Here is a 23,927-nt window from a genome sequence, read left to right on the forward strand (position 1 = left end):
AGAATATCGCGCAAAATTAACCCCCTCTGGCCGCCAGGGGCGTTTTCATCGACGGGGAGGGGGTGTTTTATCGACGGGGGCAGCGCAATTCAGGACTGAGCATCCACTACGCAACAGTCGTGCTTAATGCCGGTTTTGTCGGCAACGTTTGCTGCTGGTAGGAGAGGCGCAAGAGGCTGGGCAACACCACCAATAGCAGCGGCAGCGCCAGCAGTAGCCCGCCAATCACGGCAATGGCCAGCGGCTGGTGCAGCTGCGCGCCCGCCCCGATGCCGAGGGCCAGCGGCAGCAGCGCCGCGATGGCCGAGAGGGCCGTCATCAGCTTGGGCCGCAGGCGGGCCGCAATGGCGTAACCCACGGCCTGCTCCACGGGCCGGCCCTCTTCCAGAATCTCGAAGAACTGCTGAAAGGTGAAGATGGCATTTTCGCCGATGATGCCCACCACCATAATGAGGCCGGTGTAGGAGCCCACGTTCAGCGGCGTGCCCGTCAGGAACAGCGCCAGCGAGCCGCCGGCCGGCCCCAGCACGGCAATCAAGAGAATAAGTCCGGCCGCTTTCAAGTCCCGAAACAGGAACAGCGCCACCGCAAATACCAGCAGACACGCCGTGCCCAGAATCGTCAGCAACTCCTGAAACGACTGCTGCTGCTCGGCATACGAGCCGCCGTACTGAATGAAGTAGCCCGGCGGCAGCGGTACGTCACGCTCCAGCCTCTGGCGGATTTCGCTCATGGCCCCGCCCAGGTCGCGGCCGTCGAGGCGGGCCGTGACGGCGGTCATGGCCTGCAGGTTTTCGCGCTCCAACTCGGCATCGCCGGCCGTCACGCTCACGGTGGCCAGCTCGTCGAGGCGGCGGCGCTGGCCGTTGGGCAGGAAGATGGGCTCGCCGCGCATCTGGGCCAGGGTGGCCTGGGCGGCGTTGGGGTAGCGCATCCTAATGTTGAGGAGCTGCTCGCCTTCGAGCACATTGCCGGCCGTGGTGCCGGCTAGCTGGGTTTGCAGCTGGGTCTGGAAATCGGTGGCAGTGAGGCCGTACTGGGCGAGGCGGCGCGGGTCGGGGCGCACGTCCACGCTCGGGCCCATGCGCACGATGCCGTCGAACACGTCGGCGGTGCCGCTCACGCCTTCCACCACTTTGGTCACCTGCTCGGCTAGGGCGTAGCGCTTGGTGGCATCGGGCCCGAAGACTTTGATTTCGATGGGCTGCACGGTGCTCATCAGGTCGCCGAGCATGTCGCCGATAACCTGGCCGAAGTCGATGGTGAGGGCCGGCTGGGTGGCCTCGATGCGCTCGCGGATGTCGGAAATAACTTCCTCGGTGGTGCGCTGGCGGTCGGTTTTCAAGCGGATGAGGTAGTCGCCCCGGTTGGGCTCGGTGATGAAAAAGCCCATTTGAGTGCCGGTGCGGCGCGAGTAGCTGGCCACCTCCGGCACCTTCACAATGAGCTTTTCGGCCTGGCGCAGCATGCGGTCGGTTTCCTCAATGCTGGTGCCGGGCGGCGAGTTGTAGTCGAGCACGATGGCGCCTTCGTCCATGTCGGGCAAAAAGCCGGTGGCCAGGCGCGGGATGATGAGCACCATGCTGCCTATCAATACCAAAATGCCGATAATGCTATAGGCGGGGTGCCGGATGACGGCGCGCACCCAGGGGATTTCGTGGTGGGCAGAATCGGCTTTGGCAGGCGTTTCAGCAGCTGCCAAAGTAGCGGCGGCAGCATTAGGAGCCAAGGCATGGGTTTCGTCGCTGAAGTATGGGTCACTTGCCGCTGCCGGACCATCCGCTGCATGGGGCGGCACCACTGCCACCACCTCCGCTTTGCGACGGCGGCTCAGCAGCAGATAAATCACCGGCAGCCCCAGCCACGCCACCAGAAACGAGCACACCAGCGCCACCACCATTGTGGTAGCCAGTACCTTAAAGTAGGCCCCCGCCACGCCGCCCAGCAACGCAAACGGCAGGAAAATCACAATCGTACTCAGTGAAGACCCGACGAGCGCGGGCAGCAAATGGCCCACCGAGCGGCGCACCACTTCGCCGGGCGTGGCGCCGGGGTGGTCTTCGCCCACGCGGTGCAGCTGCTCCACCATCACCACGGCGTCGTCAATCATGAGGCCGATGGCGGCGGCGATGGCGCCCAGCGTCATGATATTGAAGGAGTAACCGAGGCCGAAATAGAGCACCGCAATGGTGAGCGCCAGCGCCACCGGAATGGCCCCGAGGATAGTCATCGTGGCGCGGAAGGAGCGCAGAAACAGCGCCGTGACTACCAGCGCCAGCGCCAGGCCAATCCAGAGCGCATCCTGCACCGAGCGCACGACTTCGGCCACGAAATCGGCCTGGTCGTAATACGGCGCCATGCGCACGCCACGCGGCAGGCCCGATTTCAGGGCTGCCACTTTGGCCTTGACCCCGTCGGATACCTGCACCACGTTGGCATCGGGCTGGCGCAGGATGGAGATGAGGACGGCGTCGGAACCGTTGGCGTTGATGCGGGTGTACTCGGGCTGCTCGCCCAAGCTGACGGTGGCCACGTCGGCGAGGCGCACGATGCGGCGGCCGTCGTTGCGGAGCACCAGGTTTTCGAGGTCCTCCTTCTGGACGATGGTGGCGTCCGTCACGGTAAGGTAGAGGCGGCGGTAGTCGCTCAGGTAGCCGTTGCTCTGCACGAAGTTGGTGGCGGTGAGGGCCTTGGTCACATCGTCGGGCCCGAGGGCGAGGGCGGCCAGCTGGTCGGGCAGCAGCTGAATCTGGTATTCCTTCGTGCGCCCGCCCTGGATGGCCACCGACGACACGCCCTCCACCTGCGAGAGAAAGGGCTTGATGGTGTAGAGCGCCAGCTTGCGCAGCTCCAGCGCCGAGCGGCCCGGGGCCTCCAGCGTGTAGCCCATCACCGGCAGAATGGCCGGGTTCATGCGCTCGACCGAGATGTTCACGGTCGGCGGCAGGTCGCCGCGAATCTGGTTCAGGCGCGACTCAATGAGCGTCTGGCTGGTGGCAACGTTCACGCCCCAATCCAGAAAGGCGGAGATTTCGCAGCTGCCCCGGCTGGTGGTGCTGCGCAACAGCTTCAGGCCCGGCACCCGCTTCATGGCGTCTTCCATGGGCTTGGTCACGGTCACCATCATGCGGTCGACCGGCTCTAGCCCGTTCTCGGCAATCACCTTCACTTTCGGAAACGTCACCTCCGGAAACAGCGCCACGTTGATACGCCGGTAGGCCACCGTGCCCAGCGCCAGGGCCAGTGCCAGCAGCACCGCAATGGGCGCTTTGTAGGCTTGGAAGAGGGAGGGACGGTTGGGCATTGGATGACTATTATCGAGAATTACAGAACGGTCATGCTGAGCTCATTCGAAGCATCTCTGCCGCTTCGTTGCTCCGATTGAATTAGTGTTGAGGTAGAGATGCTTCGAATGAGCTCAGCATGACCGTTCTTATTCGGTTGTTTCAACAGCTACTCCTTCTCCGCTGCCACCGGCCGCGTCACCTTCACGGCGGCCGTGTCGTCCAGCCCGAAGTTGCCGCTCAGCAGAATCTTGTCGCGCGGATTAAAGCTGGGCGCTTTGATTTCAACGTGGTCCTTCTCCTGCGCGCCCACCATCACCGGGACTTTAACGGCGGTCGAGTCGTTCACCAGCTTCATCACCCAGAATTCAGTTTGGGTTTCATCCGTGAGCACGGCGCCGCGTGGTAGGGTGCGGGCCAGGTGCGGGGCGGTTTTATCGAGTTCGACCTGTACGGCCAGGTTTTCGGGCAAATCCGGCACCGGGCCGGTGGGGCGAATGGTGTAGCGCTGGGTTTGGATGCTGACGTCGGCCGTGGCGAGCACTTCGGCCACGCGGCCGGGCAGTACGCGGCCATCGGGCAGAAGGAGGCGGCAGGTCTGGCCGGTGTGCACGTAGCGCAGCTGGGTCACGGGCACGTCGAGGATGAAGCCGAAGCGGCTTTTGTCGTAGGTGAGGCCGAGCTGCTCGCCGTCCTGCACGTAGTCGCCGGCCAGCTTGTCCACGGTGGCCAGGATGCCGGCGCGGGCCGATTTTATCTGAATGATGCCGCTGAATTTAAGGCGCGGGTCACCAGTGAGCTGGTCGAGGTGCAGGGTTTTCGATTCCTTGGTCTGGATGGTGAATACCGTTTGGCCGGCGCGCACCCGCTGGCCCACCACGGGCGTGGGCGGCAGCACGTAGCCGGTGGTGGTGGCCCGCAGCGCATCCTTGGCCGGAAAGGCCGACACGGCGCTCAGCCGCAGCACGTCGGTGAGCGTGTCGGTTTGAATTGTGCCGACGGTGACCAGCGCTTTGGGCTTCACGGCGGCTTCTTCCTCACCATCGGCGGGCGCGGCGGCCTCACCGGCAGCGGCCGGGTCTTTCGACCCGCAGGCGCTGAGGCCGGCAAAGGCAAAGAGGAAAAGGAGACGATGGAGAGAATTCATGAAAACAAGTAGGAAATTTTAGCGTGGACTCTGCGAGTCCGCGAGCGAGCGTAGCGAACATCCGGCGTCCGGCACACAGGGTGGTTCGTCCGGCTCGCTGCGCTCGCTGCGCTCACTCGCGCACTCGCATAGTCCACGCTACTGCTCGGCCAGGTAATCCAGCGCAAACCGGTTCCTGAGCTGGTCGGTCTGGGCCTGCGTCAGGCTGAACTGCAAGGTCCGGTAGCTGGTCACCAGGTTCAGGTAGTCGAGAATGGCCACGTCGCCCGTGGCCAGCTGCTGCCGGGCGGCGCCCACCAGCGCCTCCGCCACCCGCAGCTGCTCCCTGATGCGGCCCAGCAGCGCATCAGAGGCCCGAATGAGTCCTTCCAGCTGCTCGTACTGCTGCTGCCGCTGCACCGTGAGGAACTGCCGGTAGCCGCGGCGGCTCTGCTCGCTCAGCTCCAGGCGCTGGTATTGCAGCTGGCGCTGGTGGCCATCGAAAATGGGAATGCCCAACTGCAGGCCGCCCCCGATGCCCACGCTGTGGGCCAGCGCCACGGGCAGGTACGACGACGATTGCAGGCCCGCATCCACCACGGCGCTGAGCTTGGGGCGGTAGTTGGCGTCCACGGCCCGCCGGTCGAGCAGTAGGCGCAGGCTGTCGAGGGTGTACTGGCGCTGCGCCGGGGCCAGCAGGCCCGCCAGGGGGCGATGGGTGGGCGGGGTAGGGGCTTCGAGGGCAACGAGGGCCGTATCGGCCACGCCGGCTAAGGCGCGCAGGGTGCCCAGCTCGCGGCGGTAGGCCAGGCGGTTCTGCTCCACGGTCACCTCCTGGGTGCGCACCGAGAGGTAGAAGCTCAGGTATTGCGTTTGCTTGAAAATGCCGCCGTTCACCAACTGGCGCAGCATCTGGTCTTGCTGGCGCAGCTGGGCGAGCAGCGTGCGGCTGAAGCTGAGCTGCGTTTCGGCGGCGTAGGCGGTCAGGAACTGGTCGGTGATGTTGCGCCGCAAATCCAGGGCCGACAAGCGCCCCGTGTTGCGCAGCACCTGGCCCTGGCTGGCCAGAATCTGGTAGTCGTTCTGGAGCTGGAAGCGGTTGAGAATGGGCTTGCTGGCCTGGGCGATGGCGGCGTAGTTGCCGCCGTTGGAAATGGCGTTATCGTAGCCCAGCACGCTCTCGCCCTGGCTGTTCGTCACGGATGGGTAGTACAGCGCCGAGCCAATGCCGGCCACCTGCACGCCGTTCTGACGGGCTCGCACCAGGCTGTCGAGACGGTTTTGGCGTACTTGGTTGGCGGTTTCGCGCAGCAGCGGGCTGTTCTGGCGGGCCACGAGCAGGAAATCCTCAAGCCGGCGCGGGCTGAGCGAGGCCGTGGGCACGGCCGGCAGCGGCGCCAGCACGGCCGGAGTCGCGCCGGTTTGGGCGCGGGCCACACGGGGGCCAGTGAGCAATGCACTGCCGAAAGCCAGGCACCAAATCAGGCGGGGAAAGCGAGCGAACAACAGATAGGGGAGGATAGTAAGCGCCACAAAGCTGCGGGGCAATTCTGAAGAAAATCGGCCACTTGCCCGGCAGCAGTCCTTCATACGCATAAGCTCACAGAATATATACAAACTTTGGCCCTTCCTTCGCGGCCGGGCCGCCCGCCTTTCGGCCTCCTGTTTATGAAAATTCTCCTCATTGAAGACGAAGCGGCTCTGCGCACTGCCCTGATGGGCTCGTTGAAGCAAGCCGGCTACCTAGTGGAAGCCGCCGCCGACTGCGCCCAGGCTTACGAAAAAATCGGCCTCTACCAATACGACTGCGTGTTGCTCGACCTGACCCTGCCCGACGGGTCCGGCCTCGACCTGCTCCGCGCCCTCAAGGCGCAGAAATCGCCGGCCGGCGTGCTCATCATCACGGCCCGCGACGCCCTCACCGACAAAATCACCGGCCTCGACCTCGGGGCCGACGACTACCTCATCAAGCCTTTCCACCTCTCCGAGCTCAATGCCCGGCTCCGGGCCATCATCCGCCGCCGCCAGTTCCAGGGCCAGCAGCAAATCATGTTCCGCGACCTGGTGGTGCTGCCCGAGCTGGCCGAAGTGCAGGTGCGCGGCGAGGCCCTCACCCTCACCAAGAAGGAGTACGACCTGCTGCTCTACCTCCTCGCCAACCCCGGCCGCGTCCTCACCAAGGAAGCCATTGCCGAGCACCTCTGCGGCGACGCCGTGGATGCCGCCGACTCGTTCGACTTCATCTACACCCACCTCAAAAACCTGCGCAAAAAGCTTCAGGAAAAGGGCGCCGACAACTACATCCGCACCATGTACGGCGTGGGCTACAAGCTGAGCCACGAGTAAGGACCGGGCGGCGCGCGGCACCGGAAACAAAAGCCGTGCGCCGCCACTACTGTTATTATTCGCGTCGCCGCGGGCGGCCACTTTTCTGTCATGAACCTCCTCCACGCCACCACCCGCTACTACTTGTTTCTGGCCCTGCTGCTGTTTGCGGTGGGCAGCGTGGGCCTCTACCACGGCATCAACTGGGCGCTGCGCACCGAGGTGAGCGAGCAGCTAACCGAGCGTCGGCGCGAGCTGCTGGCCAAGGCCCATGCCAACCAGCTGCCCCCCGTGAGCCAGCTGGCCATCTTGCTCGACGTCAGCCGCACGCCCCGCCCGGTAGGCTTCCGCGACACCCTGCTGCTCGACCGCACCGAGCAGGAGTGGGTGCCGCACCGGCAACTGACCTTCCCCATGGTGGTGCGCGGCGAGGGGCCGGTGTGGGTGTCGCTGCGCAAATCCTTGGTGGAGGCCGAAGACCTACTGGGCGTGGTATTGGTGGTGATGCTGAGCGTATTGGCCCTGCTGCTGGCCGGCACGGTGCTGCTCAACCGCTGGCTGTCGGCCCGGCTGTGGGCGCCCTTCCGGCACACGCTGGCGGTGCTGCGCCGGTACGATTTGCAGCAGCACCAAGCCCTGGCGCTGCCCCCCGCGCCGGTGGCCGAATTCACGGAGCTCAACCAGGCCCTCAACGGCTTCAGCCAGCGCCTAGTGGCCGATTACGAGAGCCTGCGCGAGTTCACGGCCAACGCCGCCCACGAAACCCAAACCCCGCTGGCCATCATGCAGGCCCAACTGGAGCAACTGCTCCAGGTGCCCGCCCTGGCCGAAGACCCCGCCGCCGCCCCGCTCGTGGCCGACCTCTACGGCGCCACCCTGCGCCTTTCGCGCCTGCACCAGGCCCTGAGCTTGCTCAGCAAAATTGAAAACCGCCAGTTTGCCCAGGCTCAGCCCGTACGCCTCGACCAGTTGCTGGAAGAACGAATAACGCAACTCGAACCCCTTTTCGATGCCCGCGAGCTGCGCTACGGCCTCAACATTGCCCACGCGCCCGTGGTGGTGCAGATGCACCCCGGCCTGGCCGATTCGCTGCTCCAGAACCTGCTGCAAAATGCCGTGAAGCACAACGTGCGCGGCGGCGAGCTGGCCATCTTCTTGTCGAACACGGAGCTTATCGTCACCAACACCGGCCCCGCGGTGGCCGGCGACCCGGCCCGCTTCTTCGAGCGTTTCCGCAAGCACAACGCCGCCTCCGAATCGCCGGGCCTGGGCCTGAGCATCGTGCAGCAGATTTGTGGCTACTACGGCTTTGGGCTTGAGTATCAGCTGGCCGAATCCGGGACCCAGCACCGGCTGCGCGTGGTGTTTGCCCCCGGTCCGGCGGTCCCGGCCGGCCGGCCCAGTGGCCCGAACCGGGTGGCCTTTGGCGAAAAAAAGCAGCCTGGCGCCGTATTTGACGTATAGCCGCCGTCGGGGCCGGACCACTGCCCCCGCCGCGCGCGTCGAGTGCGCTTTTGATTATGCCCATGAGTACCCTTCGGCCACACTGCATGGCGGGCCTTTTGTGCCTGGCCTCGGCCTGGGCGGCGCACGCCCAGTCGTCGGCCAACAACGACGGCTTTCGCCGCCGCAACGGCCAGATGGAGGTGGTGCGCAACGGCCAGGCCCGCCCCATGACCCGCGACGCCCACCTGCCCACCGGCGCCACCGTCACCAAAGACGGCTTCATCGTGAACGCCACCGGCCAGCGCACCGAATTGGCCGAAGGCCAGGGCTGCGACCTGCGCGGCCGCCCCGTGGCCGTGCGCACCACGCCCGATGGCCGGCTAGCCCTGGCCACGCCCGCGGCGGCGGCCCGCCCGGCCCCCGGTCCCCTGCCTCCGCGCTCCGTGCTCGATGCCCTCTTTGGTGGGGCCGAAGATGAGGGCCGGGACTATCATAAAGTCAAGAAACCGAAAAAGAAGCACGGCAAAGGCCGGGGCCACGGCCGCTGGAAAGGGGAGGACGACTAGGCCCGCCGCCCGCCGCCGCCCCTCTTATTCTGCGCTCGTATTCATTCCATGGTTCACCAGTTTCTCGCTTCTCCTTTTGATGATGCGGCCCGCGCGGCCCAGTTTGCGGCCGTGGCCGCCGCCCTGCGGTCCGAATCCCCCACCGACACCTTGCTGCTGGGCAACCTCGTGCTGGAAGACGGCGCCGAGCCCATCGATGCGCTGGTGGTGCGGCCGCACAGCCTCACGCTGCTGGTGCTGGTGCCCGGCGGCGGCTGGCTGAGTGTGCCGGCGCTGGGCTACGGCCGCTGGCAGCTGGCCGGCGCCGGGTTGCCAACGGCCGGGGCGTTCGATAACCCTTTTGAACAGTTTGTGCAGCAGAAACAAGCCGTGGCCGACTGGTTGCGCCCCCGCTTCGGCCCCGCGCAGGCCAATCTGAAAGCTATTTCCGGCATTGTATTGTTTGCCAAGCCCATCGACCTGGCTCCCGACGTGATGCCGGCCCTCAGCGCCGCACCCGCCGGGTTTGCGCTGCTGAGCAGCCCGGCCGAACTGCCGGGCAGTCTCCGCGAGCTAGCCACTTCCGACATCAACCTCAGCCCCGCCGACATCGCCGATTGGGCCGCCGAATGGGCCGATTTTGCCGCTGCGGCTACCGCGCCCGCTGGTTTGGGCGAGCAGCCGGCTGCCGCGCCTACGTCCGCTGCCCCGGCTCCCGCGCCGGCCGACAATGTGCTGGCCCGGAAAGCCCGCGCCGTCTGGGGCTGGCTGGGCGCCGCCGATGTGCCCGACGATGACCCGCCCTACGGCATCGACCCCGCCGCCGCCCGCCGCGAAGAGAAGCAGCGCCTCGAAACCCTGCGCCAGCAAATGCAGGCCGATGTGGCCGCCCAGCTCCAGGCCCTCGAAGCCCGCGAGGCCGAGCGCGAGCGCAGCATTGCCCAGCTTAAGGCCGAGCTGGCCCAGGCCCCGCCCGTGGCCGCCGATGCCACCGCCCTGGTGTCGCGCCTCGGCGCCGAAACCCGCGAAAAAGCGGCCCTGGAAGCCCAGATGGAGGCATCGCGGGCCGAGTCGGACGCCCGCAACCGCGAGCTGGACGCCAAAATTCAGCAGCTCAGCCAGCTCATTGAGCGACTCAATTCGCCCCAGCCCCCGGCCGCACCTCCGCCTGCGGCGCCGGTTGCGCCGTCCGTAGCCGCATCCGCCGTCAGCGCCGGAGCGCCACCCCCGGCCGTGGAAACCGCCAACAAGCCGCCAGTGGCCCCGCCGCCGACTACCAGCCTCGGCAAGCAAACTGCGAAAACTAATAATGTCGCGACGCCGCCTCTCGGCACGACAAGCCCGGTTTCAGGCGTGCCTTCATTTGCATCGGTCGCGGCCTCTGTTCGTCGGGCCGCATTTGCGGCTCAGGAGAGCGCGCAGGCCTTGGCCGGGCTGAAGTTTGGGCAGTTGCGGGAGTGGCAGCGGCTGCCGCGCGTAGCCATGTTGGCCGGCGGGGTGGCAGTGCTGGGCCTAGCCGGGTGGGGCCTGAGCCATCTTGGCGGCAGCCCGCCCGTGCCGCACCAGGAAAACGGCCGCTGGGGCTTCGCCGATTCCGGCGGTCGGCTCGTGATTCCGGCCCAGTTCACCGCCGCTGAGCCGTTTAAAAACGGCCGCGCCGTGGTGGCCAAAGACGGCGCCTACGGCGTGGTGAGCGAGGACGGCAAGGAAATAATAGCGCCCGCTTACGACGCCCTGAATCCCTACGCTGGCGGGTACGCCCGGGCCCGGGTGGGTGATGCCTACACGTTCATCGACGGAAAAGGGGAGGAGTTCGACACGTACTACTTCAATGCCCTCGACTTTGCCGAAGCCCATGCCGCCGTGCTCGACCACCGGGGCTGGCACTACATCGATGGCCCCGAGGAGCCCGAAAAGCCGGTGATATTCAAGGAAGCATACTCCTTCGTGGATGGCCTGGCCCGGGTGCGACTGGCCGACGGCTTCACTTACATCACCGCCGATTACCTCAACGACCCCAGCGAGGGCACCGAGCCCTTCGGCCGCTACCAACGCGCCAGTGACTTTGCCAACGGCCAGGCCCGCGTCACCCAGAAAGGCCGCAGCTTTTTGATTGATAATCACGGCGTAGAGGTGAAGTAAGGCGGCAATCTGCTGCTCGGGCTGCCCCGTTGCACCATTTATGGTTTTGTGCAGCCCGAAAGCCAGAAAAGCGCCGCGCTGCCCAATTTTTTGCAACAGGCTGATTACTTTGCGAAAGCTTGCGCCAGGCTCAAATTGGCGCGGGCAATGGCGGAATATTTTTTCCGGAAACGATTGGGGTTGTTATGCCGTCTCCGGCAAAACCCTTAGCTTGCACCCCGCTTAACATTAAGGTAACATGGAAGTCCAAACATTGAAGTATCCGGCCATTCGTAACTATGTGGCAGGCCAGTCGGTTGAAAGTGCCTCTACGCCCACCATGGACGTATTTAGTCCCCTCAGTGGGCAGTTGATTTCCACGTTGCCGCTCAGCAATGCCGCCGCGCTCGACGCTGCTGTGCAAGCTGCCAAAGCTGCATTCCCCTCGTGGTCAGCCACGCCCATTAAGGAGCGGGTGCAGATTTTTTACCGCTACAAAACCCTGCTCGAGCGCGACATGAAAGTCCTGGCCGACCTCGTGCGCGAGGAAAACGGCAAAACCTACGACGAAGCCCGCGCCGAAGTCGAAAAAGCCATTGAGCTGACCGAGTTTGCCTGCTCCATGCCCCAGCTCATCCAGGGCGAATTCCTCGAAGTGAGCAAGGGTGTGGAAGCCCGCGCCGAGCGCAAGCCGCTGGGCGTGGTGGCCAGCATCGCCCCGTTCAACTTCCCCAATATGGTGCCCCATTGGACCATCCCAAACGCCATTGTGCTCGGCAACACCATGATTCTGAAACCCTCAGAGCAGGTGCCCCTGAGTGCCGTAAAAATTGCTGAACTGCTGAAGGAAGCCGGCCTGCCCGACGGTGTGCTCAACATCGTGAACGGTGACAAGGAAATCGTGGAAGCCATCTGCGACCACCCGGATATTCAGGCCGTGAGCTTCGTGGGCTCCACCAAAATTGCCAAAGTGGTGTACATCCGCGCCACCAGCAACCTCAAGCGCTGCGTAGCCCTTGGCGGTGCCAAAAACCACCTAATGGTGCTGCCCGACGCCCACCCCGACATGACGGCCTCGAACGTGGCCGCCAGCATGTCGGGCTGCGCAGGCCAGCGCTGCATGGCTGGCTCGACGATGGTAGGAGTGGGGGCTGTTGACGGCATTGTGGCCAAAATCGTGGAAGAAGCCAAGAAGATTGTGGCTGGCCAAAACCTCGGCTCCGTCATCAGCAAAGAAGCCAAAGCGCGCATCGAGCAGCACATCACCGAAGCCGAAGCCGCTGGCGCAAAAGTCCTGCTCGACGGCCGCAACGCCGTGGTGCCCGGCCAAGAAGACGGCTACTACGTGGGCGCCACCGTCATCGACTACGTGACGCCCGACATGCGCATCGCCCAGGAAGAAGTCTTCGGCCCGGTGCTTGCCATCATGCGTACCGATACGCTGGACGAGGCTTTGGCCATCGAAAACGCCAACCCCTACGGCAACGCCGCCGCCGTTTTCACCAGCAGCGGCAGCAGCGCCCGCTACGTGATGGACCACGCCAACGCCGGCATGATTGGCGTGAACATCGGCGTGCCCGTGCCCCGCGAGCCCTTCTCCTTCGGCGGCTGGAACGACTCGAAATTCGGTGCCTGCGACATCACGGGTAAAAGCTCCATCGAGTTCTGGACGCAATTGAAGAAGACCACGACGAAGTGGAACCCCGAGTCGCGTGTGAACTGGATGAGCTAGTGAGGAAAAACTGTCATCCTGAGCGCAGCGAAGGACCTAAAGACAGCTGAACGATTCGTAGTAATTATTAAAAGAGCCGGCGGCGAGGACGTGATAAGGTCCTTCGCTGCGCTCAGGATGACAGACGGCATTATTGCCAAACCGATACCCATGGAAACCACCTTCGCCACCGATAAAGACCAAATTCTGCACGACAATCTCGACCACACGCTCTTCTCGTGGTCGAAGCAAACGGGCCTGAATCCCATCAACGCCGAGCGCGCCGAAGGCGTGTACGTGTACGACCGCGACGGCAAGCGCTACATCGACTTCTCGGCCCAGCTCATGAACGTGAACATCGGACACGGCGACCAGCGCGTGACCGAAGCTGTGGCCGCCCAGATGCGCGAGCTCAGCTACGTGTACCCCGGCATGATTACCAAGGCCCGTGGCGACCTCGGCCGGCGCCTGGCCGAAATTACGGCGCCCAACCTCACCAAGGCGTTTTTCACGCTGGGCGGGGCCGAGGCCATTGAAAACGCCATCAAGCTGGCGCGGGTGTACACCGGCCGCCACAAGATTGTGTCGCTGTATCAGTCGTTTCACGGAGCCAGCTACGGCGCCATGAGCGTGGGCGGCGACCCCCGCAAATTTGCCGTGGATAGCCAAGCTATGCCCGGCACCGTGCACGTCGAAAACCCCTATTTCTACCGCTGCCCCTGGTACTCCGAAACGCCCGAGCAGTGCGCCCAGCGCGCCGCCGACGCCATGGAGCGCATCATTGGCTACGAGAACCCCGGCAGCGTAGCCGCCATCATCATGGAAGGCGAGTCGGGCACGTCGGGCTGCATCAAATATCCTCCCGGCTACTGGACGCGGGTGCGCGAAATCTGCGACAAGCACGGTATCCTGCTCATTGCCGACGAGGTGATGTCGGGCTTCGGCCGCACTGGCAAGTGGTTCGGCTCCGACCACCACAACGTCAAAATCGACATCATGTGCATGGCCAAGGGCATTACCGCCGGCTACCTGCCCCTGGGTGCCGTGATGGTGGACGAGAAAATTGCCAAATCCTTCGACGACAAGCCCCTGCCGCTGGGCCTCACGTACTCGGCCCACCCAGTTTCCTGCGCCGCCGCCGTGGCCGTGCTCGATATCTACGAGAGCGACAACCTGCTCGAAAACACCGTGGAAATGGGCAAGTACATGGACGAGCAAGTGGCTCAGCTCACGCGTCACCACCCCAGCATCGGCGACTGGCGCAACACCGGCCTCTTCGGCTGCCTGGAGCTGGTGAAAAACCGCGACACCAAAGAGCCCATGGCCCCTTGGAACGCCACGCCCGCCCAAATGGACATCATGAACCAGGTGGCCGCCAAAATCCGCGAGCTGGGTATGTACACCTTCGTGCGCTGGAACTACATTTTCATCTGCCCCCCGCTCACGATTAATAAGGAGGAGATTGATGAAGGTTTGGCCATCATTTCGGAGGCCATTAGTATCGCCGATAAGTACGTGAATTAGCACGTAGCGCGGACTTTCAGTCCGCGACAGACACAAATTGAGCTACCACTAACTGTGTAAGGCCGCGGACTGAAAGTCTGCGCTACTTTTTCTATATGTCCATCCTCCTCAAAAACGGCCGCGTCGTCACCGCCGATTCGGACGCCGTCTGCGATATTCTGATTGAAGGCGAAACCATCGTTTCCATCGGCCGCAACCTGTCGGCCGATGGCGCGGAGGTAATTGACTGCACCGGCAAAATGGTGATGCCCGGCGGTATCGACCCGCACGTGCACCTCGAAATGCCCTTCATGGGCACGTTTTCGTCGGATACCTACGAAACCGGCACTCGCGCCGCGCTGCACGGGGGTACCACCACCGTCATCGATTTCATTCTGCAAAAGCAGGGCAATTCGCTGCGTTCGGCCTTTGAGGAGTGGAGTGGCCGCGCCACCGGCAACGCCGTGGGCGACTACAGCTTCCACATGGCCGTGACGGATTTTAACCCGAGCACCAAGGAAGAAATCAAGGACATGATTGCCGAGGGCATCACCTCCTTCAAAACCTTCATGGCCTACAAGGGCGCGCTCATGATTGACGACGCGCAGATGGTGGGCCTGATGCAGGAAGTGAAAAAGCACGGCGGCCTCGTGACGGCCCACGCCACCAACGGCGACATGATTGACACGCTCATTGCTCAGCACCGGGCCCAGGGCAAACTCACGCCGCTCTACCACTACTTATCGCAGCCCGAAGTGACCGAAGCAGAGGCATCGGGCCGTTTCGCCGACATCGCCAACTACACGGGCGTGAACGCCTACATCGTGCACCTCACCTGTGAGGGCGCCCTCAACCAGGTGCGCCGCGCCACCGAGCGCAACCAGCGCGTACTGGTCGAAACCTGCATCCAGTACCTGGTGTTGGATGCGTCGCTGTACGAAGACGAAGCCAACGGCGCGAAAGTGGTAATGTCACCGCCACTGCGTGAAAAAAAGGACCAGGCTACGCTCTGGGCCGGTCTGAACCAAGGCCTTGTGAATGTGGTGGGTACCGACCATTGCCCCTTTATGTGGGAGCAGAAGCTGATGGGCAAGGACGACTTTTCGAAAATTCCGAACGGCCATCCTGCCATCGAACACCGCATGGAATTGCTATTTTCGGAAGGCGTAAACAAAGGCAAAATCACTCCGCAGAAATTTGTGGAAGTGACTTCGACCAACGCTGCCAAAATCTTCGGCATGTTCCCGCGCAAAGGCACCATCAGCATTGGCGCCGATGCGGATTTGGTTATTTTCGACCCCAATAAAAAACACACGATTTCGGCCGATACTCACCACATGAACTGCGACTACTCAGCTTACGAGGACTGGGAATTGACCGGTAAAATTGATACGGTATTATTGCGTGGCAAAGTAGCTGTTGATGCTGGTGAAACGAAAGTTGCGAAAGGCTACGGGCAGTTTATCAAGCGCGGCAAGACGAATATTTAGAACGAGTAAACCAGCACGTCATTCCGAGCGAAGGCGAGGAATCTCGCGTGTCTTAGTAATTCAATTGTAACAACGTCAATAATTAGCGGAAGCACGCGAGATTCCTCGGCTTCGCTCGGAATGACGTGCTAATTCAACAAGACTCCAAACTCTCATCCCCACCAATCCCACAATGCCCAGAATTATTAAATCCGGCCTCATTCAGATGAGCCTGCCGATGACCGAAGGTGAAGGCACGATTCAGGAAATCATGGCCGCCATGGAAGCCAAGCACATTCCGCTCATTGAAGAAGCCGGCCGCCAGGGCGTGCAGATTCTCTGCCTGCAGGAAATCTTCAATACCCCGTATTTCTGCCCCGGCCAGGACAAAGCCTGGTACGCCTCGGCCGAATCGGTGCCCGGCCCGACCACGGACCGCATGGCCGAATACGCCAAGAAATACAACATGGTGATGATTGTGCCCGTGTACGAGCGCGAGTCGGCCGGTTTCCTCTACAACACCGCCGCCGTGATTGACGCCGATGGCACCTACCTCGGCAAGTACCGCAAAAACCACATCCCGCACACCACCGGCTTCTGGGAGAAGTTCTTCTTCAAGCCCGGTAACATGGGCTACCCGGTGTTCCAGACCAAGTACGCCAAAGTGGGCGTCTACATCTGCTACGACCGCCACTTCCCCGACGGCGCCCGCATCTTGGGCCTGAACGGCGCCGAAATCGTGTACAACCCCTCGGCCACCGTGGCCGGCCTCTCGCAGTACCTCTGGAAGCTGGAGCAGCCCGCGCACGCCGCTGCCAACGGCTATTTCATGGGCTGCATCAACCGCGTAGGCGAGGAGAAGCCCTGGAACCTGGGCCGCTTCTACGGCACCTCCTATTTCGTGGACCCGCGCGGCCAAATCATCGCGCAGGCTGATGAGTATAAAGATGAATTGCTGATTGCTGAATTCGACCTCGATATGATTGAGGAAGTGCGCAATACCTGGCAGTTCTTCCGTGACCGCCGCCCTGAGACTTACGAGAAACTAGTGGAATTGTAGGCCATTAGCTGACAGGTAAACGGTCATGCTGAGCGCAGTCGAAGCATTTCTACCGCTTCGTTGCAATTAGTGAGAATTAGTTGCGCGGTAGAGATGCTTCGGCTGCGCTCAGCATGACCGTTTTATTATCTTAACATTTTGAAATAACCAGCCCATCCATGGCCGAATTTTCTACACCCACCACCGAGCAGCAATTCGCGGAAAATTTTGCGCAATTGAAGCCGGTGATGAACCGCACCGAGGCGCTGTACGAAAGCTCCCGCTGCCTCTTTTGCTTCGATGCGCCGTGTATAAAAGCGTGCCCATCGGGGATTGATATTCCGCAGTTTATCCGCCAGATTAATTCAGGTAACGACACCGGCGCGGCGCGCACTATTTACGAGGCGAATTACTTCGGCAACGCCTGCGGCAAAGTGTGCCCCACCGAAGTGCTGTGCGAAGGTGCCTGCGTATATAACCTGCAGGAAGTGAAGCCGATTGAGATTGGTCGTCTGCAAAGCTTTGCCACCACCAAGGTGATTAAAAGCGGCGAAAAGCTGTTTGGCCCCGGGGCAGATAATGGCAAAAAAGTGGCCGTAATTGGCGCGGGTCCGGCTGGTATTTCGGCCGCTTGCGAACTTCGTTCACTAGGCTACGGCGTTGATGTTTTTGAAGCTAAAGCGCAGCCGTCGGGCCTGACGGTTTATGGCGTGGCGCCTTACAAAATCACTAACGAAGAAACACTGGCCGAAATGGCTTATTTGCAGGCGCAATTCGGGTATAATGTGCATTTCAATTCGGCTATTTCTTCGCGGAAAGAATTAGAAAAGCTGGAAGATAAATACGACGCTATTTTCCTGGGAATTGGCTTGGGCAAAACCAACGAATTGGGTTTGCCAGGCGAGGATAAAATCAATTGCACCGGCGCGGTTGAATTTATTGCCGAGTTGCGCCAGCATCAGCACAAGGTAGCCGTGGGCCGCAAGGTGATTGTGCTGGGGGGCGGCAACACGGCTATGGACGCCGCTTCGGAATCTTCGCGTCTGGGCGCGGAAAACGTCATTCTGGCCTACCGCCGGGCCAAAGAAGAAATGGGCGCTTACGAGTTCGAGTATGACCTGGCCAAAGGAGTCGGCGTGAAGGGCCTGTTCAATGTGGCGCCGGTGGAAATTACCGGTAATGGCTACGTGGCGGGCGTGAAATTTATTCGCACCGAAACCAAGGACGGCAAGGTTTCAGAAATTGCCGGTTCGGAATTTGTCGAGCCTTGCGATATGGTGATAAAAGCTACTGGACAGGCTAAGCAGACCGAATTTCTGAACCTGATTCCGGGCCTGAAGCTGGACGGCAAAGGCCGCATCATCGCCGATGCCCACACTGGGCAGACGTCGAACCCTAAGTACTTCGCCTCCGGCGATGCTTGGAACGGCGGCGCGGAAGTGGTGAACGCGGCCGCTGAGGCCAAGCTCACGGCCCGCGGTATTCACGCTTACTTGAGCAAGTAGCGCGGACTTTTAGTCCGCGAGTTGAGTTCATCTCCCTCATTTCGTATCAATCGTGGACTAAAAGTCCGCGCTACATTATGCCTGACCTCTCAATTAATTTCGCCGGCATCAAATCGCCGAACCCGTTCTGGCTGGCTTCGGCCCCGCCCACCAATTCCGGCTACCAGGTGATGAAAGCCTTCGACGCCGGCTGGGGCGGCGCGGTGTGGAAGACGCTCGGCGTGCCTGTCGTCAATGTTTCCAGCCGCTACGGCGGCGTGAATTATCGGGACAAACGCTTGGTGGGCTTCAACAACATCGAGCTGATTTCGGACCGGCCGCTTTCGCACAACCTGCGCGAGATTGAGGAAGTGAAAAAGCGCTTTCCCAACCACGCCGTCATCGCCTCGCTCATGGTGCAGAGCCGGCAGGAATGGCACGACATCGTGCGCCAAAGCCAGGACGCCGGCGCCGACGGCTTCGAGCTGAATTTCGGCTGCCCGCACGGCATGTGCGAGCGGGGCATGGGCTCGGCGGTGGGGCAGGAGCCGAAGGTGCTCCAGATGATAGTGGAATGGGTGATGGAAGTGGCCCAAAAGCCCGTCATCGTGAAGCTCACGCCCAACATTTCGGACATTACGGAGCCTGCCATGGCCGCCCGGCGCGGTGGGGCCGATGCTATTTCGCTCATCAACACCATTCAGAGCATCGTGGGCGTTGACCTGGATAAGTTCGCGCCGTACCCGATTGTGGACGGCAAGGGCACCAACGGCGGCTACTGCGGCCCGGCCGTGAAGCCCATTGCCCTGAACATGGTGAAAAACTGCGCTCAGCACCCCGATATCAAGCTGCCCATTTCGGGCATTGGGGGCATCGAGAACTGGCGCGATGCGGTGGAACACATTTTGCTGGGCGCCAGCTCGGTGCAGGTGTGCACGGCGGTGATGCACTTCGGTTTTGGCATTATTCGCGAAATGACTTCCGGCCTGGAGCAGTACATGGTGGAAAAGGGCTTCCAGACCATTGATGAAATGGTGGGGAAAGCGCTGCCCAACGTGCTGCACTGGGAAGACCTGAATATGAAGTACAAGGTGACGGCCAACATCAACGAGGACAAGTGCATTGGCTGCCAGCTGTGCTACACGGCCTGCGAAGACGGTGCCCACCAAGCCATCCGGCTCAACGCCGGCACGCGCGTGCCCGAAATCATTGAGGAAAACTGCGTGGGCTGCAACCTGTGCTCGCTGGTATGCCCCGTGGAGCAGTGCATCACGATGGAGCAAACCGACTCCGGCACCGAGCACCTCACCTGGAAAGAGCGCACCGAAGCCGGCACCGCGCCCACCGAATTTGAGGACGAAAAGGCCGGTGGCCGCCACCACTGGGTGCCCGAGCCCAGCGCCGCGCTGGGCAAGGAGCGCCACAAAACCCTGCCCGGCAAAGCCCGCATTATCAACGGCGAAACGACGGTACCGGCCGAGGCTTAGGGCGAATTAAGAGACGGTTGGCCGGCACTAATTATGGTCCGCAATTTGTTGATTGACGTATAAGTTACATCACCTCTAAATTGACGCGCTTCGGCCGCCTTTCCATATCATGAAAACGAAATCGTTGATTTTTGCCCTGGGCATTTGCCTGATGTTGTTGAGTGGCTGCGTGGCCTCCGTGGGCACCGGCTACGACTATGGCTATGGCGGCGCTTACTACGCGCCGGTTAGGCCGTATTATGCTCGTCCGTACTACTATAATCCTCGTCCGGCCGTGATTGTGCCTGCCCGGCCCTACCGCGGCGGCTATTCCGATGGCTACCGCGGCAATGGGGGCTACCATGGTGGCGGCGGTAACTACGGCGGCGGCCACAGCCGTCGCCGTTAACTCCTGATTGATTCGCGCCACAAAGGGCCGCCCGTGAAAACGGGCGGCCCTTTTGCATAGCGCCGGGCCAAGCAGGTGCTACCATGGCCGAAGCGGTGGCGATTCAGGGAGGCAGCTACCGGTAAGGGGCTGCGTTATTGGCCGGGGCGTCCTTTCTTTGGGTTCTACCTTTCGGTTTTGTACATGAGTTCTTACAGTTACGCTTCGATTGTCCGGTTTCTGGTCTTCCTGCTGATTGTTGGCCTGCGGCCGTTGGGCAGCCACGCGCAGGGCTACGTGGAGGGCATTGGCCTGAGCTATGAGGTGTTGCCCCTGAAGCAGGTGGGCAACCGCGACACCACGTTTCGGGGCGATATTTTCCGAGCCAATATCATTGTGCCCGTAGCTGCGGCGGCCGATAGTTCGCATGCCGTGCTGGTCGGGCTGAACCTCGAAACATTGCGCTTTAGTGGGATTCGGCCAGGTTTTGCCGTGCGTAATGTGTATGGCATCACGCCGGTGCTGGGTTACCGGCAGCGCCTCTCGTCCCGCACCGAGCTTACGGCGCTGGTGCTGCCTGCGCTCAACTCGGACCTGCACGATGTGCGCGGGGCCGATGTGACGTGGGGTGGCGTGGTGCGGGCCGCTTACCGCGTTAATTCCCGGCGCGCCTATCGCCTCACGGTGGGCTACCGGCAGCAGTTCTACGGGCCGCAATACGTGCTGCTGCTGGGCCTTGACTGGCGGCTGGGCGAGCGGTGGCGAGCGTTTGGCGACCTGCCCACCACGTTCAACATCAGCTACGCCGCGACGCCGCGGGTAAACGTGGGTTTCAACCTAAACGGGATTAATACCGCCTACCGCTTGCAGGAGCAGGACCGGTATTTCCAGTACCAGCAGGGCCATTACGGTTTATTCGCCGAAACCTACCTGAGCGCGCATTGGGCGCTGCGAGCCACGGCCGCCTACGCCGTGACGCGGCGCATGGAAGTGTACGCCCGGGACGACCAATGGCCCGCCACCATCGACTATATTGGGCTGGGAACCGCGCCCACGCCGCTCAGCCCCCGTCTGGAAAAGGGGGTGGCTTTCCGGCTGGCGCTGAGCTACCGGGTGCCGGCTCCGTGAGGCTTGTTAATTGACTATCAACGAGTGCTGCGATAGGGTGCTGCCGGCGGCTCAGGCCGCCTCCGCGGCTGGCAAGACCTCGACGGCTGTTTGCGGGCCTGCCTTTGGCGAATCATTGTGAATAGCAGCCTTCGTGTCGCGCAGGTGCTGCGGCTGCCGCTTGTTCTTTACTGCCTGAATTTCGGCGATAATCGCCAGCGCGATTTCCTCTGGTGTTTCGCCGCCTAAGCCCAGGCCGATGGGGCTGTGCAGGCGGTTTTGCATAATGCCCGGAATTTCAGCTTCGGACAAATTCAACTCCTCTTCGCTCAACAGGCGCCCAGCCTTGGCGCGCGGCCCCAGCAGGCCGATGTAGGGCACGGCCGTGGGGAGTAGTATTTGCAGCGCCGCCAGGTCGTAAGCGTAATTGTGACTGAGCAGCACGTGGTAGGCGCCGGCATCCGGCGTCCGGGTTTCCAACTCGCGCACGGGCACAATGCGCACATCGGCCGCCTCCGGAAACCGGGCAGCGGTGGCCAGGTTGGGCCGGCCATCGACCACGGTGATGTGCCAGCCGAGCGAGGCGGCCAGGTGCACCAGCGGCTGCGCATCGTTGCCGGCGCCGTACACCACTAGGCGCAGCGGCGGCCGCAGCACCTCCAGCAGCGCCCGCACCGGCCCGGCATCGGTTTCCACGTCCAGAATCTGCGATTGGCCTTGGTCGAGCACGATTTTGGCGGCTTTAGCCAAGGGCGCGGCCAGGAGGGGAGTGCCCCGAAAACCACCGGCTGCCGAAAGCAACAAGCGCTGCCCGACGGCCGCTTTCAGGCCCGAAGCATCGGTTTCGAACACCGTGGCCAGCACGGCCGGCTCGGGGTGCCGGGCGAAGCCGCGCAGCAGTTCCACGGGGTTGTCGGGGGCGGCAAAGTCTAGGGGCTCCAGCAGGATGCGGACCACGCCCTGGCAGCCGGGGCCGAGGCCGTGGCGGGGGTCGTCCTCGTCGCGGGTGTCGTAGGTGACCAGCGCCGGTTGGCCCCGGAAAATGGCCTGCCGGGCCCGCTGGCGCGCATCGCCCTCCAGGCAGCCCCCGCTGATGGCGCCGGTCAACTCCCCGTCTTCGGTCACGAGCATGCGGGCGCCGGGGCGGCGGTAGGCCGAACCCAACACTTCCACCACGGTGGCCAGGGCACAGGGGCGGGCTTCGGCACGGTGGCGGTCATAGGCCAGGAGCAGGCGTTGCAGTTCAGTCATGGGGGGATGTAGTGGGCGGGGGAAGTACGCCGGGTGGCGGGGCGAGGTTATGTAACTACCGGGCCGGCTGCGCGGTTTGGATTCAGAAGCGCGCTGTTGGCTAGCATCGCACATCGTAAGTCCGTTTCATAACTGCCACCATTCTCTTCCATCAACTAAGAATAAGCACTCTCGCCGAAACGATGGAAAAGCCGGCGCCGGTGTTTTTTCCGGGGCCAGATTCCGGGCCATCGTACCTGGGATTTTATGCCAGCAAGCTATGTGTCAGACTCAAGTGCCTCACCGAAACCGTTGCTGAATCTACCGGCAAGCGCTCCGTGGAGTGGCTGGCCGAAGCCGTGTTGCTGGAGGCCCACGTGCTGCTCCAAAACCCGGCCCTTACCATCGGCCAGATTGCCGATACGCTGCATTTCGCCGACCAATCTACATTTGGCCGGTTTTTCCGGAAAAGCGTTGGCGTGGCCCCGGCTATTTATCGGCAGCGGCTGTAAGGCGTTTAAGCAACACTCCGTAATGGTGGTCATACTTCGGCTGCGCAGACGCCAGATGAGCATGACCGTTCTGTTCTTCTTCACCTCACTTTCCGCCTTTTGGCCCAAACTTCCCGCCGTTTGGCCCTTTATCGCTGAGGGGGCCGGCCGGAGCTTTGCCATATGAAAATCATCCTCACCGGTTCCCTCGGGAACATCAGCAAACCGCTGGCCACCGCGCTGGTGCAGCAGGGCCACGCCGTCACGGTCATCAGCACCAAGCCAGACAAGCAGGCGGAAATCGAAGCGTTGGGCGCTACCGCTGCCATTGGCTCGGTAGACGATGCGGGATTTCTCGCCGCCACTTTCACGGGGGCCGATGCCGTGTACCTCATGGTGCCGCCCCACTTCGCCGTGGCTGATTCGCGGACCTACCACCAGCAAATTGGCCGCAACTATGCCCAGGCTGTTCAGCAAGCGGGCGTGCGGCGCGTGGTGCAGCTTAGCAGCTGGGGCGCGCACCTGGCCGAGGGCACCGGCGGCATTCTTGGCACGCATGACGTCGAAGTCCTTCTGCGCGAAGTGCCGGGTATTGAGCTCACTCACCTGCGCCCCACGTCATTTTACACCAATTTTTATACCTCCGTCGGGATGATAAATGGCGCGGGCATGATGGGCGCCAATTACGCGGGCGACATCACCGTCTCCTTCGTTCATCCGCGCGATATTGCGGTGGCGGCGGCCGAAGAGCTTACCAAACCAGCCACTGCCGCCGGCCAGAACGTGCGCTACGTAGCCAGCGACGAGCGGACTGCCGATGAAGTGGCTCAGGCCATTGGGGCCGCTATTGGCAAGCCCGGCCTGAAATGGGTCGCTTTCACGGATGCGCAAATGCGGGAAAACATGACCAGCCACGGGGTGCCCGCAAACAGGGCCGATGAAGTGGTGGACATCTATGCCAGCATCAATAGCGGCCGGTTGGGCGAGGACTACTGGCAGCACCGGCCGGCATTGGGTCAGGTGAAACTGGAGGATTTTGCCCGGGAATTCGCGGCGAATTTTTAGGGAGTAGGTGAGCAAACAAGAACGTCATGCTGAGCGCAGCCGAAGCATCTCTACCGCACAACTAATCAATTCTATTATTGCGGTAAAGATGCTTCGGCTGCGCTCAGCATGACGTTCTGGTAATGGA

Annotated in this window: 18 protein-coding genes; 14 read left to right on the forward strand and 4 right to left on the reverse strand. The window is 62.3% G+C overall.

Annotated elements, in window-relative coordinates; genetic code table 11:
• Nucleotides 1–106 precede the first annotated feature (106 nt).
• From Q4S41_RS17075 to Q4S41_RS17085, 3 genes are all read right to left on the reverse strand, one after another.
• Nucleotides 107–3,304 carry an efflux RND transporter permease subunit gene (locus tag Q4S41_RS17075; protein ID WP_305032343.1) on the reverse strand — a complete coding sequence of 1,066 codons (3,198 nt, stop codon included), beginning with the start codon at nucleotides 3,302–3,304 and terminating at the stop codon, nucleotides 107–109.
• Nucleotides 3,305–3,453: 149 nt separating this feature from the next.
• Nucleotides 3,454–4,431 (reverse strand): efflux RND transporter periplasmic adaptor subunit, encoded by a 978-nt coding sequence (locus Q4S41_RS17080; RefSeq protein ID WP_305032344.1) that lies wholly within the window; start codon nucleotides 4,429–4,431, stop codon nucleotides 3,454–3,456.
• Nucleotides 4,432–4,569: 138 nt separating this feature from the next.
• Nucleotides 4,570–5,916, reverse strand: a complete 1,347-nt coding sequence (locus Q4S41_RS17085; RefSeq protein WP_305032345.1) for a TolC family protein — start codon at nucleotides 5,914–5,916, stop codon at nucleotides 4,570–4,572.
• Between the two features lie 162 nt (nucleotides 5,917–6,078).
• Here Q4S41_RS17085 and Q4S41_RS17090 point away from each other — a divergent pair, with 162 nt between their 5' ends.
• From Q4S41_RS17090 to Q4S41_RS17145, 12 genes are all read left to right on the forward strand, one after another.
• Complete coding sequence (locus Q4S41_RS17090; protein WP_305032346.1) at nucleotides 6,079–6,756, forward strand: response regulator transcription factor; 678 nt, start codon at nucleotides 6,079–6,081, stop codon at nucleotides 6,754–6,756.
• 90 nt (nucleotides 6,757–6,846) lie between these two features.
• Complete coding sequence (locus Q4S41_RS17095; protein WP_305032347.1) at nucleotides 6,847–8,199, forward strand: sensor histidine kinase; 1,353 nt, start codon at nucleotides 6,847–6,849, stop codon at nucleotides 8,197–8,199.
• 62 nt (nucleotides 8,200–8,261) lie between these two features.
• The gene (locus tag Q4S41_RS17100; RefSeq protein WP_305032348.1) at nucleotides 8,262–8,747 is read left to right on the forward strand and encodes a DUF6799 domain-containing protein; all 486 of its coding nucleotides are present in this window, start codon (nucleotides 8,262–8,264) and stop codon (nucleotides 8,745–8,747) included.
• A 48-nt stretch (nucleotides 8,748–8,795) separates the two neighbouring features.
• Nucleotides 8,796–10,868, forward strand: coding sequence for a WG repeat-containing protein (locus Q4S41_RS17105; RefSeq protein WP_305032349.1), 2,073 nt, complete (start codon nucleotides 8,796–8,798; stop codon nucleotides 10,866–10,868).
• A 238-nt stretch (nucleotides 10,869–11,106) separates the two neighbouring features.
• Complete coding sequence (locus Q4S41_RS17110; protein WP_305032350.1) at nucleotides 11,107–12,579, forward strand: CoA-acylating methylmalonate-semialdehyde dehydrogenase; 1,473 nt, start codon at nucleotides 11,107–11,109, stop codon at nucleotides 12,577–12,579.
• A 150-nt stretch (nucleotides 12,580–12,729) separates the two neighbouring features.
• Entirely contained in the window at nucleotides 12,730–14,082 is a 1,353-nt protein-coding gene (locus Q4S41_RS17115) for an aminotransferase class III-fold pyridoxal phosphate-dependent enzyme (protein WP_305032351.1), read from the forward strand.
• Between the two features lie 95 nt (nucleotides 14,083–14,177).
• The gene (gene hydA, locus Q4S41_RS17120) at nucleotides 14,178–15,551 is read left to right on the forward strand and encodes a dihydropyrimidinase (RefSeq protein ID WP_305032352.1); all 1,374 of its coding nucleotides are present in this window, start codon (nucleotides 14,178–14,180) and stop codon (nucleotides 15,549–15,551) included.
• Nucleotides 15,552–15,723: 172 nt separating this feature from the next.
• Nucleotides 15,724–16,590, forward strand: a complete 867-nt coding sequence (locus tag Q4S41_RS17125) for a nitrilase-related carbon-nitrogen hydrolase (RefSeq protein WP_305012911.1) — start codon at nucleotides 15,724–15,726, stop codon at nucleotides 16,588–16,590.
• A 158-nt stretch (nucleotides 16,591–16,748) separates the two neighbouring features.
• Nucleotides 16,749–18,074, forward strand: a complete 1,326-nt coding sequence (locus tag Q4S41_RS17130; protein ID WP_305032353.1) for an FAD-dependent oxidoreductase — start codon at nucleotides 16,749–16,751, stop codon at nucleotides 18,072–18,074.
• Between the two features lie 77 nt (nucleotides 18,075–18,151).
• Nucleotides 18,152–19,540, forward strand: coding sequence for an NAD-dependent dihydropyrimidine dehydrogenase subunit PreA (gene preA / locus Q4S41_RS17135; RefSeq protein WP_305032354.1), 1,389 nt, complete (start codon nucleotides 18,152–18,154; stop codon nucleotides 19,538–19,540).
• Between the two features lie 109 nt (nucleotides 19,541–19,649).
• A complete protein-coding gene (locus Q4S41_RS17140; protein WP_305032355.1) occupies nucleotides 19,650–19,928 on the forward strand; it encodes a hypothetical protein in 279 nt (92 codons plus the stop codon).
• A gap of 183 nt (nucleotides 19,929–20,111) precedes the next feature.
• Nucleotides 20,112–21,035 carry a DUF6268 family outer membrane beta-barrel protein gene (locus Q4S41_RS17145; protein WP_305032356.1) on the forward strand — a complete coding sequence of 308 codons (924 nt, stop codon included), beginning with the start codon at nucleotides 20,112–20,114 and terminating at the stop codon, nucleotides 21,033–21,035.
• 51 nt (nucleotides 21,036–21,086) lie between these two features.
• On the opposite strand, the gene Q4S41_RS17150 is transcribed toward Q4S41_RS17145, so the two are convergent.
• The gene (locus Q4S41_RS17150; RefSeq protein ID WP_305032357.1) at nucleotides 21,087–22,265 is read right to left on the reverse strand and encodes an XdhC family protein; all 1,179 of its coding nucleotides are present in this window, start codon (nucleotides 22,263–22,265) and stop codon (nucleotides 21,087–21,089) included.
• A 182-nt stretch (nucleotides 22,266–22,447) separates the two neighbouring features.
• On the opposite strand from Q4S41_RS17150, the gene Q4S41_RS17155 reads away from it, so the two are divergent.
• Together Q4S41_RS17155 and Q4S41_RS17160 are read left to right on the forward strand one after the other, a co-directional pair.
• Nucleotides 22,448–22,756, forward strand: a complete 309-nt coding sequence (locus Q4S41_RS17155; protein WP_305032358.1) for a helix-turn-helix domain-containing protein — start codon at nucleotides 22,448–22,450, stop codon at nucleotides 22,754–22,756.
• A gap of 162 nt (nucleotides 22,757–22,918) precedes the next feature.
• Nucleotides 22,919–23,800: an NAD(P)H-binding protein gene (locus Q4S41_RS17160; RefSeq protein WP_305032359.1), complete on the forward strand. Its 882-nt coding sequence runs from the start codon at nucleotides 22,919–22,921 to the stop codon at nucleotides 23,798–23,800.
• The last annotated feature ends 127 nt before the right edge of the window (nucleotides 23,801–23,927 follow it).

Origin of the sequence: Hymenobacter convexus (assembly GCF_030580955.1) — a bacterium.
GTDB lineage: Bacteria > Bacteroidota > Bacteroidia > Cytophagales > Hymenobacteraceae > Hymenobacter.